Here is a 16,450-nt window from a genome sequence, read left to right on the forward strand (position 1 = left end):
AATGGCTCAGGTTGGAATCTTCGTGGGAACGGTCTACGGCAACTCACTGCTGGTGGCGGAAGAGGCGGAAAATATCCTTAGCGAACAGGGTCATGAAGTCAAACTGTTTGAAGAAGGCACGCTCGAGGCCTGGCAATTTTACCGCCAGCACCATGTGTTGGTGGTGACCTCCACTACCGGCCAGGGCGATTTACCGGACAGCATTGCGCCGCTGTTTCATGCCCTCCGCGATCAAATCGGCTATCAGCCGGAACTGCGTTATGGATTGATTTCACTCGGTGACAGCAGCTACGACAATTTCTGCGGCGCCGGACGTGCTTTTGACGCACTGTTGCAAGAGCAGGGAGCAACCCGCGTGGGTGAGGTGCTGGAGATCGATGCGATGGAACAGCCTGAGCCGGAAGTGGTTTCCTGCCCGTGGGTTGAGCAATGGGGCACGCTGCTGAAATAGCATTCCGTCGCCTGTAGGGTGCGAATACATTCGCACCGATTGATGCGGGCGCAGCATGCTGCGCCCCTACAGTTGTAGCTTATTTCCCGCGGGTCAGTTTTTCCAGATCGGATTCGATCTCGGCAATTTTGTGGGATACTACGCCTTCCAGATGACGCAGGTCATCAAGAATTTTGCGCTTCAGATCCACTTCAACCTGATCGCGCTGGCACAGCTGATCCAGTTCATCGATAACGTAACGCAGGTTCGGGTTGATCTCGTGAATTTCTTTGTAACCCTGGCCGGCGTTATCCGCCACCACGGTTTTGCGTTGGCGCGGATATTTGAACTTCACGCTCTTGGCAAAGAACTCGCCCTTATCCTTGCGGAAGTAAATCTTAAGAATGTCGTTATTGGCCTCCTGACGCAGGCTATAGCGATCGACATCTTCCGGTTGATTGATTCCCAAGCTTTTCAGGTTGTCATACATAATAGCGCCACCTTATAAATAGACTTTATTCCACGGTCTGGGATTATGGCGAAAAACCGTGCCAGAGACTGTGACTGCTCGCGTACTGAAGACAAAAAAATAGCGGGTTAATCACCCGCTGTTTTAATTTAGTCGATGGTGCGCAATAACTCATTAATGCCGACTTTACTGCGCGTTTTGGCGTCGACTTTCTTGACGATGACCGCACAGTACAGGCTGTAAGAACCGTCTTTGGACGGCAGGTTGCCTGAAACCACCACCGAGCCGGCCGGGACGCGGCCGTAATGCACTTCGCCGGTTTCACGGTCATAAATACGGGTGCTCTGGCCGAGGTAAACGCCCATGGAGATCACGGAGCCTTCTTCGACGATCACGCCTTCAACCACTTCTGAACGTGCGCCGATGAAGCAGTTGTCTTCAATGATGGTCGGGTTGGCCTGCAGCGGTTCCAGTACGCCACCGATGCCGACGCCGCCGGACAGGTGAACGTTTTTGCCGATTTGCGCGCAAGAACCCACGGTAGCCCAGGTATCGACCATGCTGCCTTCGTCAACGTAAGCGCCGATATTCACGTAGGACGGCATCAATACGGTGTTGCGTGCGATGAATGCGCCCTGGCGAACGGTCGCCGGCGGCACCACGCGGAAGCCTTCTTTCTGGAAGCGCGCTTCGTCGTAATCAGCAAACTTCATCGGCACTTTGTCGTAGTAACGGGTTTCGGCACCGTCCATCACTTTGTTGTCGTTGATGCGGAAAGAAAGCAGCACGGCCTTTTTCAGCCACTGATGCGTTACCCACTGACCGTCAATCTTCTCGGCAACGCGCAGGGCGCCGCTGTCCAGCAGGCCGATCACCTGGTTTACCGCTTCGCGCGTTACGGTGTCTACGTTCGCCGGGGTGATATCCGCGCGGCGTTCGAAGGCGTTTTCAATAACGTTTTGTAATTGCTGCATGCTGTTCTCTGTCCTGATGTTGTTGTCTACGAAAAGGTTACTTGTATCACATTTTATCGTTTGGATTGAGGGCCTCTGTCAACCGTTGTTCCAACTTTCTGCGCGTTTCCTGATTCAGGGCGCGTCGATCGCTGTCGGCCAGAATAAATAAGTCCTCAACTCGCTCGCCAATGGTGGAAATGCGTGCGCCGTGCAGCGACAGGCCGAGATCGGCGAATACCTCGCCCACCCGCGCCAGCAGGCCGGGCTGGTCAAGTGCGGTCAGTTCCAGATAGCTGCGGCGATCGGTATGCGTCGGCAGGAAGCTGACTTCGGTCGGCACGCTGAAATGGCGTAACTTGGAGGACGGCCGGCGCACGCGCGGCGGCTGATATTCCCGCTGGGTGATGGTCTGAACCAGCGCGTGGCGAATCGCCGCGTGGCGGTCCTGAGCCAGCGGGCTGCCGTCCGGTTCGAGCACGATGAAGGTATCCATCGCCATGCCGTCGCGGTTAGTGAAAATCTGCGCGTCATGCACGCTCAGGTTACGGCGGTCCATCTCGCCGGCCACGGCGGCAAACAGGTAAGGGCGGTCCGGGCTCCAGATGAAGATTTCGGTACCGCCGCGTGTCGCCTGGCGGCTGACCAGCACCAACGGTTTGGTGGAGTCATGGGCCAGCAGATGGCGGGCGTGCCAGGCCAGTTGATTGGGCGAATGGCGCAGGAAGTAGTCGGCCCGGCAGCGGCTCCAGATGCGGTGTAGCGCCTCTTCGTCGATATTGTCCATGCGCAACAACGCCAGCGCCTGCAGGCGGTGGTGGCGTACGCGTTCGCGCAAGTCCGGGCTGTTTTGCATGCCGCGGCGCAACTGCTTTTCTGTCGCGAAGTACAGCTCGCGCAACAGGCTCTGTTTCCAACTGTTCCACAGGGTTTCGTTGGTGGCGCAGATATCGGCCACCGTCAGGCAAACCAGATAGCGCAGGCGGGTTTCGCTCTGCACTTCAGCGCTGAATTGCTGGATAACCGTGGGGTCTTGAATGTCGCGGCGCTGGGCGGTCACCGACATCAGCAAATGGCAGCGCACCAGCCAGGCCACCAGTTGGGCCTCACGCGAATTCAGGCCGTGCAGCTCGGCGAACTCCAGCGCATCCTGTGCGCCGAGGATTGAGTGGTCACCGCCGCGGCCTTTAGCGATATCGTGGAACAGCGCCGCCAGCAGCAGCAATTCCGGATTCGGCAAGCGCGGATAGAGCTCCACGCACAGCGGATGGCGTGGCCGCGTTTCTGCATCGGCGAAACTTTCCAGCTTTTGCAGAACCCGAACGGTGTGTTCGTCGACGGTATAGGCATGGAACAGATCGAACTGCATTTGCCCGACGATCTTGCCCCACTGCGGCATATAGGCCCACAGCACGCTGTGGCGATGCATCGGCACCAGCGCGCGCGCGACTGCGCCCGGATGGCGCAGAATGGCCATAAACAGATCGCGCGCTTCTGGAATGTTGCACAGCGGCTGTTTCAGATGGCGGCGCGCGTGGCGCAACTGACGTACGGTGGTGGAGTAAATGCCTTTGATTTCGCGGTTGCGCACCATCAGGTAAAACATCCGCATGATAGCTTCCGGCTGGCGGATAAACAGCGTTTCGTCACGCAGATCGATCAGATTGCCACGCAGCTGGAAATCCTCGTTCAGCGGGCGTGGTTTTTCCGTGGCGTCCAATGCCAGTATCGCTTCGTCGAACAGCTGGAGCAGCATGTGATTCAGTTCGCCGACGCGGCGCGTCATGCGGTAGAAATCCTTCATCATGCGCTCAACCGGTTCGTTGCCTTCCCCCTCATAGCGCAGCAATTGCGCCACATTGAGTTGGCGATCGAACAACAGCCGGTTGTCGTAACGCGGCAGCACCAGATGCAGGGCGAAGCGGATACGCCACAGGAAGCTCTGGCATTCATTGAGCTCGTTGCGTTCGGCCTGGGTGAGGAAACCGAAACCGACCATTTCGTCCAGCGAGGTGGCGCCGAAGTGACGGCGCGCCACCCACAGCAAGGTGTGAATGTCCCGCAGGCCGCCGGGGCTGCTCTTGATGTCCGGTTCCAGGTTATAGCTGGTGCCGTGGTAGCGCTGGTGACGTTCCTGCTGCTCAGCCACCTTGGCATGGAAAAATTGAGGGGAGGGCCAGAAACCGTCGCTGAAAATGTGTTTTTGCATTTGCAGGAACAGCGCGACATCGCCGCAGATCATGCGCGACTCAATCAGGTTGGTGGCCACGGTCAGGTCCGCCAGCCCTTCGAGCAGGCACTCTTCCAGCGTGCGTACGCTGTGGCCCACTTCCAGTTTCAGATCCCACAGCAGGGTGATAAATTCCCCCACGCGCTGCGACTGTTGTTCACTCAGGCGGCGCTGGCTGAGCACCAGCACGTCGATGTCCGACAGCGGGTGCAACTCGCCGCGGCCATAGCCGCCGACCGCCACCAGAGCGGTTTCCGGGATATCCTCGAAACCGTAAAAAATCCACAGACGACGCAGCAGGCGATCGATAAAGTCGCTGCGGGCCGCGACCAGGCTTTCGGCGCTGGAGCCGGCGTTGAACGCGGCCGCCAACCACAGCTGAAACTGTTCAAGACGCAGTTTCAGCGCAACGCAATTAATCTCTTCATCGCCATAGGCATTGGGATACTCAGGCTGCTTCGGTACGGCCTGTTGCTCAATGACCGGGTTGCTCTGTTCGCGAAAATTTTCAGACATAGTACGCAGCCCATAAAAAAGGCCGGCAAAAGCCGGCCTGTGACATCATGCATCGCGGCAGAACGCCGCGGCGCTTACATCTCGTGCGTAATGATGTTGGGGATGGTGTCATCCTTGCGCAACGTCATTATCTCGCAGCCGTTATCTGTGACCACAATAGTATGCTCATACTGCGCCGACAAGCTGCGATCTTTAGTTTTTACCGTCCAGCCGTCCTTCATGGTGCGGATGCGGTAGTCACCGGCATTGACCATCGGCTCTATGGTGAACGCCATGCCGGCCTGCAGCACCACGCCGCCGTCATCGGCGTCATAGTGCAGCACCTGCGGTTCTTCGTGGAACACTTCGCCGATGCCATGACCGCAGTATTCACGCACCACGGAAAAATTCTCGGCTTCGACGAATTTCTGGATCTCTTTGCCCAGGGTGCGCAGGCGGATACCCGGCTTCACCATTTTCAGCGCCAGATACAGGCTTTCCTGGGTGACGCGACACAGCCGCTCGCCCAGAATAGTCGGCTTGCCGACGATGAACATCTTGGAAGTATCGCCGTGGAAGCCGTCTTTAATGACGGTCACGTCGATATTGACGATATCGCCGTCTTTCAGCGCCTTGTCATCGCTCGGGATGCCGTGGCACACCACTTCGTTCACCGAGATGCACACGGATTTCGGGAAGCCGTGATAGCCGAGGCAGGCGGAAATGGCCTGTTGTTCGTTGGTAATGTACTCGTGACAGATACGGTCCAGTTCGCCGGTGGTCACGCCAGGTTTGACGTGCGGCTCGATGATCTCCAGCACTTCGGCGGCCAGACGGCCCGCCACGCGCATTTTTTGGATGTCATCAGGTGTTTTAATTGATATCGCCATGAAATTCGTCCGCAGGTGTCGTGCTCGCCGACAACAGAAAGAAATAAGAAGCAGTCTCTTATGGTATCAGCCCGGCCAGAGGCTGCCAAATTTGATTTCTCGGCGGCCCGGGAAACGCAACTAAAGTTGGTGTCGGTGGCGTGTTTATGGTATAAAGCGCGCCGGCGATCCGTAAGTTGGTCCTTGTGACGATGACGGAAAAAGCCGAAAATACTTTAACTGCACTCACATTGTGTAAATAACACACACGTATCGGCACATACACCGGGGTGCTCTGAGGTGATTTATCACCGTCGGGGTCGGCGTTATGGGATACGTGGAGGCATAACCCCAACTAATCTATAGAGGTTTAATCATGGCAACTGTTTCCATGCGCGACATGCTCCAGGCCGGTGTACACTTTGGTCACCAGACCCGTTACTGGAACCCGAAAATGAAGCCTTTCATCTTCGGCGCACGTAACAAGGTTCACATCATCAACCTGGAAAAAACCGTACCAATGGCCAACGCAGCACTGGCTGAACTGACCAAGATCTCTTCCCGCAAAGGCAAGATCCTGTTCGTTGGTACCAAGCGCGCAGCAAGCGAAGCGGTAAAAGAATATGCTAACAACTGCGACCAGTTCTTCGTGAACCATCGCTGGTTGGGCGGCATGCTGACTAACTGGAAAACCGTTCGTCAGTCAATCAAGCGTTTGAAAGATCTGGAAATCCAGTCTCAAGATGGCACCTTTGACAAGCTGACCAAGAAAGAGGCGCTGATGCGTACTCGCGAACTGGCCAAGCTGGAAAACTCCCTGGGTGGTATCAAGGACATGGGTGGTCTGCCTGACGCTCTGTTCGTAATCGATGCAGATCACGAACACATCGCGATCAAAGAAGCCAACAACCTGGGTATCCCGGTATTCTCTATCGTTGATACCAACTCTGATCCAGACGGCGTTGACTTCATCATCCCTGGTAACGACGATGCAATCCGTGCAATCAAATTGTACCTGACTGCCGTTGCTGCCGCCGTCCGTGAAGGTCGTTCTCAAGATCTGGCCGTTCAGGCGGAAGAAAGCTTCGTAGAAGCTGAATAATAAGGCAAGCTCGTCACAGAGCCCTTATTAACCAGGTATTGAATATGTTGGTTAGAGGGGCCTAAATAGGCCCCTTTTGCTTATCTGAATGAGAACTATCTCCGTGCGAGATAACCGAGGAAAAAGAAATGGCTGATATTACCGCTGCCCTGGTAAAAGAACTGCGCGAGCGTACTGGCGCTGGCATGATGGATTGCAAAAAAGCTCTGGTCGAATCTAACGGCGACATCGAGCTGGCAATCGAGAACATGCGTAAGTCCGGTGCGATCAAAGCAGCGAAAAAAGCAGGCAACGTAGCTGCTGACGGCGTGATCAAAACCAAGATCGAAGGCAACTACGGCGTGATCCTGGAAGTTAACTGCCAGACTGACTTCGTTGCTAAAGATGCCGGTTTCCAGGCATTCGCAGACAAAGTGCTGGAAGCCGCTGTTGCAGGCAAAATCACTGATGTTGACGTCTTGAAAGCACAGTTCGAAGAAGAACGTGTAGCGCTGGTTGCAAAAATCGGTGAGAACATCAACATCCGTCGCGTTGCTTCCCTGGAAGGCGAAGTGCTGGGCAGCTACCTGCACGGCGCGCGCATCGGCGTTCTGATTGCCGCTAAAGGCGCTGACGAAGAACTGGTTAAGCAAATTGCCATGCACGTTGCGGCTAGCAAACCTGAATTCGTGAAGCCTGAAGACGTGTCTGCTGAAGTGGTAGAAAAAGAGTACCAGGTTCAGTTGGACATCGCCATGCAGTCTGGCAAGCCGAAAGAAATCGCAGAGAAAATGGTTGAAGGCCGCATGAAGAAATTCACCGGCGAAGTTTCTCTGACCGGTCAACCTTTCGTTATCGAGCCAAGCAAGACCGTTGGCCAAGTGCTGAAAGAGCACAACGCTGACGTTGTTAACTTCATCCGCTTCGAAGTGGGCGAAGGCATCGAGAAAGTTGAAAATGACTTTGCTGCTGAAGTTGCAGCAATGAGCAAACAGTCTTAATGACTGTATACCCGATAGATTTCGCGGTGCGGCAAGGCGGCAACTGAGCGAACTCCCAGGAGCCTGGTTCACCAGGTGACTGGGGTAAGTGAAGGCAGCCAACGCAGCGGCAACGTGAAAGATGAAGGGTATAATGGAGCCGCCGTCAGGCGGTTCCATTCTATCCAGCCAGAATTACACCGGTGGCAAGCCCTGTGGCGCTATACTCAGCACAGGCGCGCTTCATCGGCTGAAATCCCCAATACTAATACTGCTTCTTAGGACAGAACACCATGGCAACCAATGCAAAACCCGTATATCAGCGTATTCTGCTCAAACTGAGTGGCGAAGCCCTGCAAGGTGCAGAAGGTTTTGGTATCGACGCCAGCGTTTTGGATCGCATGGCTCAGGAAGTTAAAGAGCTGGTCGAACTGGGAATTCAGGTCGGTGTAGTGATTGGCGGCGGTAACCTGTTCCGCGGCGCGGGTCTGGCGCAGGCCGGAATGAACCGCGTAGTGGGCGACCACATGGGAATGCTGGCTACCGTGATGAACGGCCTGGCTATGCGTGATGCACTGCACCGTGCCTATGTGAACGCCCGCCTGATGTCGGCCATCCCGTTGAACGGCGTGTGCGACAACTACAGCTGGGCCGAGGCAATCAGCCTGCTGCGTAATAACCGCGTGGTTATCTTCTCTGCCGGTACCGGCAACCCGTTCTTCACCACCGATTCAGCAGCTTGCCTGCGTGGGATTGAGATTGAAGCCGACGTGGTACTGAAAGCGACCAAAGTCGATGGCGTATACTCCGCCGATCCGGTTAAAAACCCGGATGCGACGCTGTACGAACATATAACCTATCAGGACGTGCTTGAGCGCGAGCTGAAAGTGATGGACCTGGCGGCGTTTACGCTGGCCCGCGATCACGGTCTGCCGATTCGCGTATTCAACATGAACAAACCGGGCGCATTGCGCCGCGTAGTGATGGGTGAAAACGAAGGTACGCTGATCAGCAAATAAAGCTGTTCTGCCAAATTTAGCGGGAGCGGGCAATGCTGTGCGTTGAGCGCTTTCCTCAAGTAAAATTCACGGGCTATACTGATGTATAGCCTGCCAAGTAACCCGTTTCTAAAGGTTCGCAACGTGATTAATGAAATCAGAAAAGATGCTGACTCACGCATGGAAAAAAGCGTAGAAGCATTCAAAACCCAAATCAGCAAAATCCGTACCGGCCGTGCTTCTCCAAGCATCCTGGACGGCATCATGGTGGAATACTATGGTTCTGCCACGCCGCTGCGTCAGTTGGCTAACGTGACCGTAGAAGACTCCCGCACCCTGGCCATCAACTTGTTTGATCGTTCTCTGGGTTCAGCGGTAGAAAAAGCCATCATGTCTTCAGATCTCGGCCTGAACCCAAGTTCAGCAGGCAGCGTGATCCGCGTTCCGCTTCCTCCTCTGACCGAAGAACGTCGTAAAGATCTGATCAAAGTTGTGCGCAACGAAGCCGAGCAGGGCCGCGTGGCCGTGCGTAACGTTCGCCGCGATGCCAACGACAAAGTTAAAGCGCTGCTGAAAGACAAAGAAATCAGCGAAGACGAAGATCGTCGTTCACAGGACGACGTTCAAAAACTGACCGATGCTTACATCAAACTTCTGGATGCCGCCCTGGCGGATAAAGAAAAAGAGCTGATGGATTTCTAATCAGCATCGCGCAGAAAAAAAGCGTCGCCTGGGCGGCGCTTTGTTTTTTGTGGCGCAGATCCCGTTTCATCGTACTGATTGATCATGGACAAGCGGTGGCCAAGGTTACACACTGGAACACCTCCGATCTCATCAGACAGTTATTCAGAGTGAACTCATGAAGCAACTGACTATTCTTGGTTCCACCGGCTCAGTGGGAACCAGCACCCTGGCCGTGGTCAGGGAAAATCCCGACCGTTTTGCGATTAAAGCGCTGGTTGCAGGCCGCAATGTGGCGATGATGGCGCAACAGTGTATGGAGTTTCGCCCGGCTTATGCTGCGATGGCGGACGAAGGCGCTGCGCGTGAACTGCGTGCCGTACTGGCGGAAAACGGCGTTGGCACTGAGGTGCTGGCGGGTGAACAGGCCGCCTGCGAGTTGGCGGCGCTGGATGATGTCGATCAGGTCACCGCTGCTATCGTTGGCGCTGCCGGGCTGCTGCCGACGCTGGCGGCGATCCGCGCCGGCAAGCAGGTATTGCTGGCGAACAAAGAGTCGCTGGTAACCTGTGGCCGACTGTTTATGGACGCGGTGCAAAAGAGCCAGGCGCAGCTATTGCCGCTGGACAGCGAGCATAACGCGATTTTTCAGAGTTTGCCTGAAAGCATTCAGCGTCAGTTGGGATACTCTTCATTGGTCGAACATGGTGTTTCGCGCATTGTGCTTACCGGTTCCGGCGGCCCGTTCCGTACTACGCCGTTGGATCAGTTTGCCACAATGACGCCGGACCAGGCTTGCGCCCATCCTAATTGGTCAATGGGGCGCAAGATCTCGGTGGATTCCGCCACCATGATGAACAAAGGACTGGAATATATTGAGGCCCGTTGGCTGTTCAACGCTTCGGCTGAACAAATGGAAGTGATTCTGCATCCGCAGTCGGTGATTCATTCAATGGTGCGCTATGCTGATGGCAGCGTGTTGGCCCAGTTGGGCACGCCGGATATGCGTACGCCAATCGCCCACGCGATGGCTTATCCGCAGCGGGTCAGCTCTGGCGTGGAAGCGCTGGATTTCTGCCGTATCGGTTCTCTGACCTTTGCCGAACCAGAACGGGAGCGTTACCCCTGCCTTTATCTGGCGATTGACGCCTTTGATGCCGGCCAGGCGGCAACTACCGCGCTGAATGCGGCTAACGAAGTGGCCGTTGCGTCCTTCCTGCAAGAGCAGATTCGCTTTACCGATATTGCGGCAGTGAACCAAAAAGTAGTCGAACGGTTGTCTTTGCAGGAACCGTCCTGTATTGACGCGGTCTTAGACATAGATCGTCAGGCCCGTGAGGCTGCCGTTGGGGTAGTGAAGTCACTGCGTGGTTGATACCGGCTATTATCCTATTTTGTTCGTAAATTACGCGTGCCGCAGTGGGGCTGTTTGTTCATGCCCGGCTGAGGTGGTATAGTCTGCGCCACCTGTCGGCGGTTATACCGTTGAATTATGGCCTGATTGGCATCTCGGATGCCGATAGCGCCCCGGATATCGCCGGGTGTGCGGGGGCAGACTGAAAAGCCGTGTCGGGCACACGGCTTTTTTTGCGCGTAAGGGCCTGATGTTCCGGAAGGGCAGTTGTATTTCTATTGAGGAAATAAGTACGAGTTATGTCGTCCGCAAATCAACAAGAGGCTAATCCGTCCGTCTTTGGGCCGCGACATGTCGCCATTATTATGGACGGCAACGGGCGCTGGGCTAAACGTCAGGGCAAGTTACGTGTCTTCGGTCATAAAGCAGGGGTGAAATCGGTACGTCGCGCGGTCAGTTTTGCCGCCAACAACCATTTAGATGCACTCACGCTTTATGCCTTCAGCAGCGAGAACTGGAATCGTCCGGTACAGGAAGTCTCCGCGTTAATGGAGCTCTTTGTCCGTGCCTTGGATAGTGAAGTAAAAAGCCTGCATAAACATAACGTCAGACTGCGGGTGATCGGCGATATCAGCCGTTTCAGCACGCGTTTGCAGGAGCGGATCCGTCGCTCTGAGCAACTGACAGAAAATAACGATGGCCTGACACTCAACATCGCCGCCAACTACGGTGGTCGTTGGGATATCATTCAGGGAGTAAGGGATCTGGCTGAGCAGGTGCAGGGTGGTTTGCTGCGTCCGGATCAAATCAGCGAAGAGTTATTGGGCGAGCGGGTCTGCATGAACGATTTGGCGCCGGTGGATCTGGTTATCCGTACCGGTGGTGAACATCGCATCAGTAACTTCTTGCTGTGGCAAATTGCTTATGCCGAGCTTTACTTTACTGATGTACTCTGGCCTGATTTTGATGAACTTGTCTTTGAAGGTGCGCTGAATGCATTTGCACAACGTGAGCGTCGCTTCGGGGGAACAACACCTAACGGCGCCGATGCGTCCTAGGGGGAACTTTTGCTGAAGTATCGCCTCATAACTGCTCTGATCTTGATTCCGATTGTTATCGCGGCGCTGTTTTTGCTGCCGCCGATGGGCTTTGCCCTGGTAACGCTCGTTGTGTGCATGTTAGCTGCCTGGGAGTGGGGCCAATTGGCCGGTTTTACTTCCCGCTCGGAGCGCATCTGGTTGGCGATACTGTGTGGTTTCCTGCTGGCTCTGATGATGCTCAGTATTCCAGCCTATCACCATTCGGTCCATTTGCCTCAGGTGGGCGGGCCGCTCTGGCTGTCACTGGCCTGGTGGCTGGCGGCGCTGCTGCTGGTGTTGTTTTATCCCGGCTCCGCGGCGCTGTGGCGTAATTCACGCCCGATTCGCCTGCTCTTTGGCCTGTTGACCATTGTGCCGTTCTTTTGGGGCATGCTGGCGTTGCGTCAATTCGGCTACGAACAAAATCACTTCACCGGTGCCTGGTGGCTGCTGTATGTGATGCTGCTGGTCTGGGGCGCGGATTCCGGCGCTTATATGTTCGGTAAGCTGTTCGGCAAGCACAAGCTGGCGCCGAAGGTCTCTCCAGGGAAAACCTGGGAAGGATTAATCGGCGGTCTGGTTACCTCGGCATTGATATCCTGGCTGTTCGGTCGTTATGCGCCGTTGAATGTGGTGCCGGCAACCTTACTGATTTGTTCGGTGATCGCCGCGCTGGCCTCAGTGCTGGGCGACCTTACCGAGAGCATGTTCAAACGCGAAGCGGGTATCAAAGACAGTGGTCATCTGATCCCGGGTCATGGCGGAATACTGGATCGTATCGACAGCCTGACCGCAGCAGTGCCTGTATTTGCCTGCCTGATGCTGTTAGTGTTTTAATCCGTCAATGGCGGGGAGTGAAGGGATTATGGTTAGCGTGCTCTGGAACTTAGTCGCATTTCTTGTTGCGCTCGGTGTTTTAATCACCGTGCACGAGTTCGGGCACTTTTGGGTTGCCCGTCGCTGCGGCGTCCGTGTTGAACGCTTTTCCATTGGTTTTGGCCGCGCATTATGGCGCCGCACAGACCGCCAGGGTACCGAGTATGTGATTGCCCTGATCCCGCTGGGCGGTTATGTGAAGATGCTTGATGAGCGGGTTGATTCGGTTGCGCCGGAACTCCGTCATCAGGCGTTCAACAATAAAACCATATGGCAACGCGCAGCTATTATCAGCGCCGGCCCCATCGCCAACTTCTTGTTTGCTATCCTTGCTTATTGGCTGGTGTTCATTATCGGTGTGCCCAGTTTCCGTCCGGTGATTGGTGAAATATCACCACAGTCGATTGCCGCACAAGCCGAAATTTCGCCCGGAATGGAACTAAAGTCCGTTGATGGCATCGAAACGCCTGATTGGGAGTCAGTTCGTTTGGCTCTGGTGGCGAAGATCGGTGACGCGGAAACCGAAGTGGGTATCGCTCCATTCGGTTCTTCGCAGGTAGTGACTAAAACCCTGGATTTACGCCAGTGGAATTTTGAGCCTGACAAGCAAGATCCCGTGGTAGCGCTGGGTATTATTCCGCGCGGCCCGCAGATAGAATCAGTTCTTGCCGAAGTGCAGCCGGATTCGGCGGCGCAGAAGGCGGGTTTGCAAGCGGGAGACAGGATCGTTAAAGTCGATGGTCAGCTGTTGGGCCGTTGGCAAACGTTGGTCAAGCGGATCCACGATGGTCCAGGGCAACCGCTGGTTTTAGAGATTGAAAGAAACGGCGCCCCCTTGTCTTTGACGCTGATACCGGATACAAAGCCGGTGGGAAAAGACAAAAGCGTGGGGTTTGCGGGCATCATTCCGAAAGTGCTGCCGCTGCCGGCCGAGTATAGGACGATTCGTCAGTATGGACCTTTCCCGGCACTGTATCAGGCCGGGGACAAGACTTGGCAGCTTATGCGGCTTACGGTCAACATGCTGGGTAAATTAATAACCGGTGATGTAAAGCTGAACAACCTGAGTGGCCCGATTTCGATTGCACAGGGAGCAGGAGCGTCAGCTGGGGTCGGGTTTGTGTATTATTTGATGTTTCTCGCGTTGATCAGTGTCAACCTGGGTATCATCAACCTGTTCCCATTACCGGTGTTAGATGGTGGGCATCTCCTCTTCCTGGCGATAGAAAAGCTGAAGGGTGGGCCGGTTTCCGAGCGAGTACAGGACTACAGTTACCGCATTGGTTCGATCGTGTTGGTGCTTTTAATGGGTCTTGCACTTTTCAATGATTTTTCTCGTCTTTAGGGGCGAGAATAGGTTAGGAAGAACGCATAACAACGATGGCGATGAAAAAGTTGCTCATAGCGTCGCTGCTGTTTGGCAGCGCCACCGTATACGGTGCAGACGGGTTCGTAGTGAAAGATATTCATTTCGAAGGCCTGCAGCGAGTCGCCGTCGGTGCGGCGTTACTCAACATGCCGGTTCGCGTAGGCGATACCGTCACTGACGATGATATCAGTAATACCATCCGTGCCTTGTTTGCCACTGGCAACTTCGAGGACGTTCGCGTGCTGCGCGATGGTAATACGCTGATTGTTCAGGTTAAGGAACGTCCTACCATTGCCAGCATCACTTTCTCCGGCAACAAGTCGGTGAAGGATGACATGCTCAAGCAAAACCTGGAGGCCTCTGGCGTTCGGGTTGGCGAGGCGCTCGATCGCACCACGATTTCCAGCATTGAAAAAGGGTTGGAAGACTTCTACTACAGCGTCGGTAAATACAGTGCCTCGGTGAAAGCCGTAGTCACGCCATTACCGCGTAACCGTGTCGACCTGAAATTGGTGTTCACGGAAGGGGTTTCCGCCAAGATTCAACAAATCAACATTGTCGGCAACCATGCCTTCACTAACGATGAGCTGATTTCACGCTTCCAACTGCGTGATGAAGTACCGTGGTGGAACCTGGTTGGCGATCGCAAATACCAGAAGCAAAAGCTGGCGGGTGACCTTGAAACCCTGCGCAGTTTCTATCTGGATCGCGGCTACGCGCGCTTTAACATTGATTCGACTCAGGTCAGCCTGACGCCGGACAAAAAAGGCATCTACATCACCATCAACATCACCGAAGGTGAGCAGTACAAGCTCGCTGGCGTGGTGGTGAACGGCAATCTGGCAGGCCACTCTGCTGAAGTTGCCCAGTTGACCAAGGTTGAGCCAGGTGAGCTGTATAACGGCAGTAAAGTGACCAAAATGGAAGACAACGTCAAAACGATGTTGGGCCGTTATGGTTACGCTTACCCGCGAGTTGCCACTCAGCCTGAGATCAACGACACGGATAAAACCGTCAAGTTGCACGTGAATATCGATGCCGGCAACCGTTTCTACGTACGCCGTATCAAGTTTGAAGGCAACGACACCAGTAAAGACTCCGTACTGCGCCGTGAAATGCGCCAGATGGAAGGTGCATGGTTGGGTAACGCCCAGGTCGAGCAGGGTAAAGAACGTCTGAACCGTTTGGGCTATTTTGAAACGGTAGATGTGGAAACCCAGCGCGTTCCGGGGACGGCCGATCAGGTCGACGTCACCTACAAGGTGAAAGAGCGCAACACCGGTACCTTCAACTTCGGCGTCGGCTACGGCACCGAGAGCGGCGTCAGCTTCCAGGCGGGCGTGCAGCAGGACAACTGGCTGGGTACCGGCTACTCCGTCGGCATCAGCGGCACCAAGAACGACTACCAGACCTACACCGAGCTGTCGGTAACCAACCCGTACTTCACCGTTGACGGTGTTAGCCTGGGTGGCCGTATCTTCTACAACGATTTTAAAGCGGATGATGCGGACCTGTCCGACTATACCAACAAGAGTTACGGTATAGACGGTACTTTGGGCTTCCCGATCAACGAAAACAACTCGTTGCGTACCGGCCTGGGTTATGTGCATAACGGCCTGTCGAACATGCAGCCGCAGATCGCCATGTGGCGTTATCTGGACTCGATGGGGCTGAACCCGAACACCACCGATCGCGCCAGCTATTCTGCCGATGACTTCACGTTGAACCTGGGTTGGACCTATAACAACCTGGACCGTGGTTATTTCCCAACGTCGGGTAACCGCACCACGCTGAATGGTAAAGTCACCATTCCGGGGTCGGATAACGAATACTACAAGTTGACGTTGGACAGCGTGCAGTACGTTCCGATCAACGATGACCGCACCTGGGTGCTGTTGGGTCGTGGTCGTCTGGGTTATGCCGATGGTCTGGGCGGTAAAGAGATGCCGTTCTACGAGAACTTCTACGCCGGCGGCTCAAGCACGGTTCGTGGTTTCGGTTCGAATACCATTGGTCCGAAAGCGGTGTACTACAACTCCAACTCTTACAATTGCGCATATACTGGCGGGAACACGACGACGCGTCCGGGCATTTGTAATTCGGATGATGCAGTGGGTGGTAACGCCATGGCGGTTGCCAGTATGGAGCTGATCACGCCAACGCCATTTATCAGCGAAAAATACGCCAACTCAGTGCGTACCTCGCTGTTTATGGATGCAGGCACAGTGTGGGATACCAACTGGGATAACAGCAAGACGCAAGGCTACGACATTCCGGACTACAGTAAAGCGAGCAATATCCGCGTTTCTGCCGGTATTGCCTTGCAATGGATGTCACCGCTGGGTCCGTTGGTGTTCTCTTACGCCAACCCGCTCAAGAAATACGAAGGCGACAAGTCCGAACAGTTCCAGTTTAATATTGGCAAGACCTGGTAACAGGTCCCGCTTCTGGGCATAGCAGTTATTAAGAATCGCAAATGCCAGATGCCCGCCAGGACAGAGAGGGATGATTCTCATTGTTTCACGGGATAAGTCTGGCAGATTGTGTACTTCAAGTGTCATATGACACAAATGGGTGATGGTAAGG

The 16,450-nt window shown here is 54.9% G+C and carries 14 protein-coding genes; 10 read left to right on the plus strand and 4 right to left on the minus strand.

The window, feature by feature from the left end:
• The first annotated feature begins 1 nt into the window (after position 1).
• Entirely contained in the window at positions 2–451 is a 450-nt protein-coding gene (locus JK621_RS21255; RefSeq protein WP_212557535.1) for a flavodoxin, read from the plus strand.
• 79 nt (positions 452–530) lie between these two features.
• Here JK621_RS21255 and JK621_RS21260 read toward each other — a convergent pair whose 3' ends face one another.
• From JK621_RS21260 to map, 4 genes are all read right to left on the minus strand, one after another.
• Positions 531–920, minus strand: a complete 390-nt coding sequence (locus JK621_RS21260) for a DUF3461 family protein (protein ID WP_006318690.1) — start codon at positions 918–920, stop codon at positions 531–533.
• Positions 921–1,048: 128 nt separating this feature from the next.
• Entirely contained in the window at positions 1,049–1,873 is an 825-nt protein-coding gene (gene dapD / locus JK621_RS21265) for a 2,3,4,5-tetrahydropyridine-2,6-dicarboxylate N-succinyltransferase (protein ID WP_212557536.1), read from the minus strand.
• A gap of 46 nt (positions 1,874–1,919) precedes the next feature.
• The gene (gene glnD, locus JK621_RS21270; RefSeq protein WP_212557537.1) at positions 1,920–4,598 is read right to left on the minus strand and encodes a bifunctional uridylyltransferase/uridylyl-removing protein GlnD; all 2,679 of its coding nucleotides are present in this window, start codon (positions 4,596–4,598) and stop codon (positions 1,920–1,922) included.
• Positions 4,599–4,672: 74 nt separating this feature from the next.
• A complete protein-coding gene (map, locus tag JK621_RS21275) occupies positions 4,673–5,467 on the minus strand; it encodes a type I methionyl aminopeptidase (protein ID WP_212557538.1) in 795 nt (264 codons plus the stop codon).
• Positions 5,468–5,822: 355 nt separating this feature from the next.
• Here map and rpsB point away from each other — a divergent pair, with 355 nt between their 5' ends.
• The 9 genes from rpsB (at position 5,823) to bamA (ending at position 16,299) form a co-directional block, all read left to right on the plus strand.
• Positions 5,823–6,548, plus strand: coding sequence for a 30S ribosomal protein S2 (rpsB, locus tag JK621_RS21280; RefSeq protein WP_004952226.1), 726 nt, complete (start codon positions 5,823–5,825; stop codon positions 6,546–6,548).
• Positions 6,549–6,676: 128 nt separating this feature from the next.
• Entirely contained in the window at positions 6,677–7,528 is an 852-nt protein-coding gene (tsf, locus tag JK621_RS21285; protein ID WP_126484830.1) for a translation elongation factor Ts, read from the plus strand.
• Between the two features lie 272 nt (positions 7,529–7,800).
• Positions 7,801–8,526: a UMP kinase gene (gene pyrH / locus JK621_RS21290; RefSeq protein WP_004952223.1), complete on the plus strand. Its 726-nt coding sequence runs from the start codon at positions 7,801–7,803 to the stop codon at positions 8,524–8,526.
• A 123-nt stretch (positions 8,527–8,649) separates the two neighbouring features.
• Positions 8,650–9,207 (plus strand): ribosome recycling factor, encoded by a 558-nt coding sequence (gene frr / locus JK621_RS21295; protein ID WP_041416326.1) that lies wholly within the window; start codon positions 8,650–8,652, stop codon positions 9,205–9,207.
• A 157-nt stretch (positions 9,208–9,364) separates the two neighbouring features.
• A complete protein-coding gene (gene ispC / locus JK621_RS21300; protein WP_212557539.1) occupies positions 9,365–10,561 on the plus strand; it encodes a 1-deoxy-D-xylulose-5-phosphate reductoisomerase in 1,197 nt (398 codons plus the stop codon).
• Positions 10,562–10,839: 278 nt separating this feature from the next.
• Positions 10,840–11,598, plus strand: coding sequence for a (2E,6E)-farnesyl-diphosphate-specific ditrans,polycis-undecaprenyl-diphosphate synthase (gene ispU / locus JK621_RS21305; RefSeq protein WP_126528653.1), 759 nt, complete (start codon positions 10,840–10,842; stop codon positions 11,596–11,598).
• A gap of 9 nt (positions 11,599–11,607) precedes the next feature.
• On the plus strand, positions 11,608–12,456 hold the full coding sequence (gene cdsA / locus JK621_RS21310; protein WP_212557540.1) for a phosphatidate cytidylyltransferase: 849 nt from the start codon (positions 11,608–11,610) through the stop codon (positions 12,454–12,456).
• A gap of 28 nt (positions 12,457–12,484) precedes the next feature.
• A complete protein-coding gene (rseP, locus tag JK621_RS21315) occupies positions 12,485–13,840 on the plus strand; it encodes a sigma E protease regulator RseP (protein ID WP_212557541.1) in 1,356 nt (451 codons plus the stop codon).
• 35 nt (positions 13,841–13,875) lie between these two features.
• On the plus strand, positions 13,876–16,299 hold the full coding sequence (gene bamA / locus JK621_RS21320; protein WP_212557542.1) for an outer membrane protein assembly factor BamA: 2,424 nt from the start codon (positions 13,876–13,878) through the stop codon (positions 16,297–16,299).
• Positions 16,300–16,450: the final 151 nt, after the last annotated feature.

Source organism: Serratia plymuthica, assembly GCF_018336935.1.
GTDB classification, from domain to species: Bacteria; Pseudomonadota; Gammaproteobacteria; order Enterobacterales; family Enterobacteriaceae; genus Serratia; species Serratia plymuthica_B.

Coding starts and splice junctions, on each gene's coding strand:
- tsf (WP_126484830.1), top strand. CDS start 6,677: ATGGCTGATATTACCGCTGCCCTGGTAAAAGAACTGCGCGAGCGTACT.
- ispC (WP_212557539.1), top strand. CDS start 9,365: ATGAAGCAACTGACTATTCTTGGTTCCACCGGCTCAGTGGGAACCAGC.
- bamA (WP_212557542.1), top strand. CDS start 13,876: ATGGCGATGAAAAAGTTGCTCATAGCGTCGCTGCTGTTTGGCAGCGCC.
- rseP (WP_212557541.1), top strand. CDS start 12,485: ATGGTTAGCGTGCTCTGGAACTTAGTCGCATTTCTTGTTGCGCTCGGT.
- ispU (WP_126528653.1), top strand. CDS start 10,840: ATGTCGTCCGCAAATCAACAAGAGGCTAATCCGTCCGTCTTTGGGCCG.
- rpsB (WP_004952226.1), top strand. CDS start 5,823: ATGGCAACTGTTTCCATGCGCGACATGCTCCAGGCCGGTGTACACTTT.
- pyrH (WP_004952223.1), top strand. CDS start 7,801: ATGGCAACCAATGCAAAACCCGTATATCAGCGTATTCTGCTCAAACTG.
- JK621_RS21260 (WP_006318690.1), bottom strand. CDS start 920: ATGTATGACAACCTGAAAAGCTTGGGAATCAATCAACCGGAAGATGTC.
- map (WP_212557538.1), bottom strand. CDS start 5,467: ATGGCGATATCAATTAAAACACCTGATGACATCCAAAAAATGCGCGTG.
- dapD (WP_212557536.1), bottom strand. CDS start 1,873: ATGCAGCAATTACAAAACGTTATTGAAAACGCCTTCGAACGCCGCGCG.
- JK621_RS21255 (WP_212557535.1), top strand. CDS start 2: ATGGCTCAGGTTGGAATCTTCGTGGGAACGGTCTACGGCAACTCACTG.
- glnD (WP_212557537.1), bottom strand. CDS start 4,598: ATGTCTGAAAATTTTCGCGAACAGAGCAACCCGGTCATTGAGCAACAG.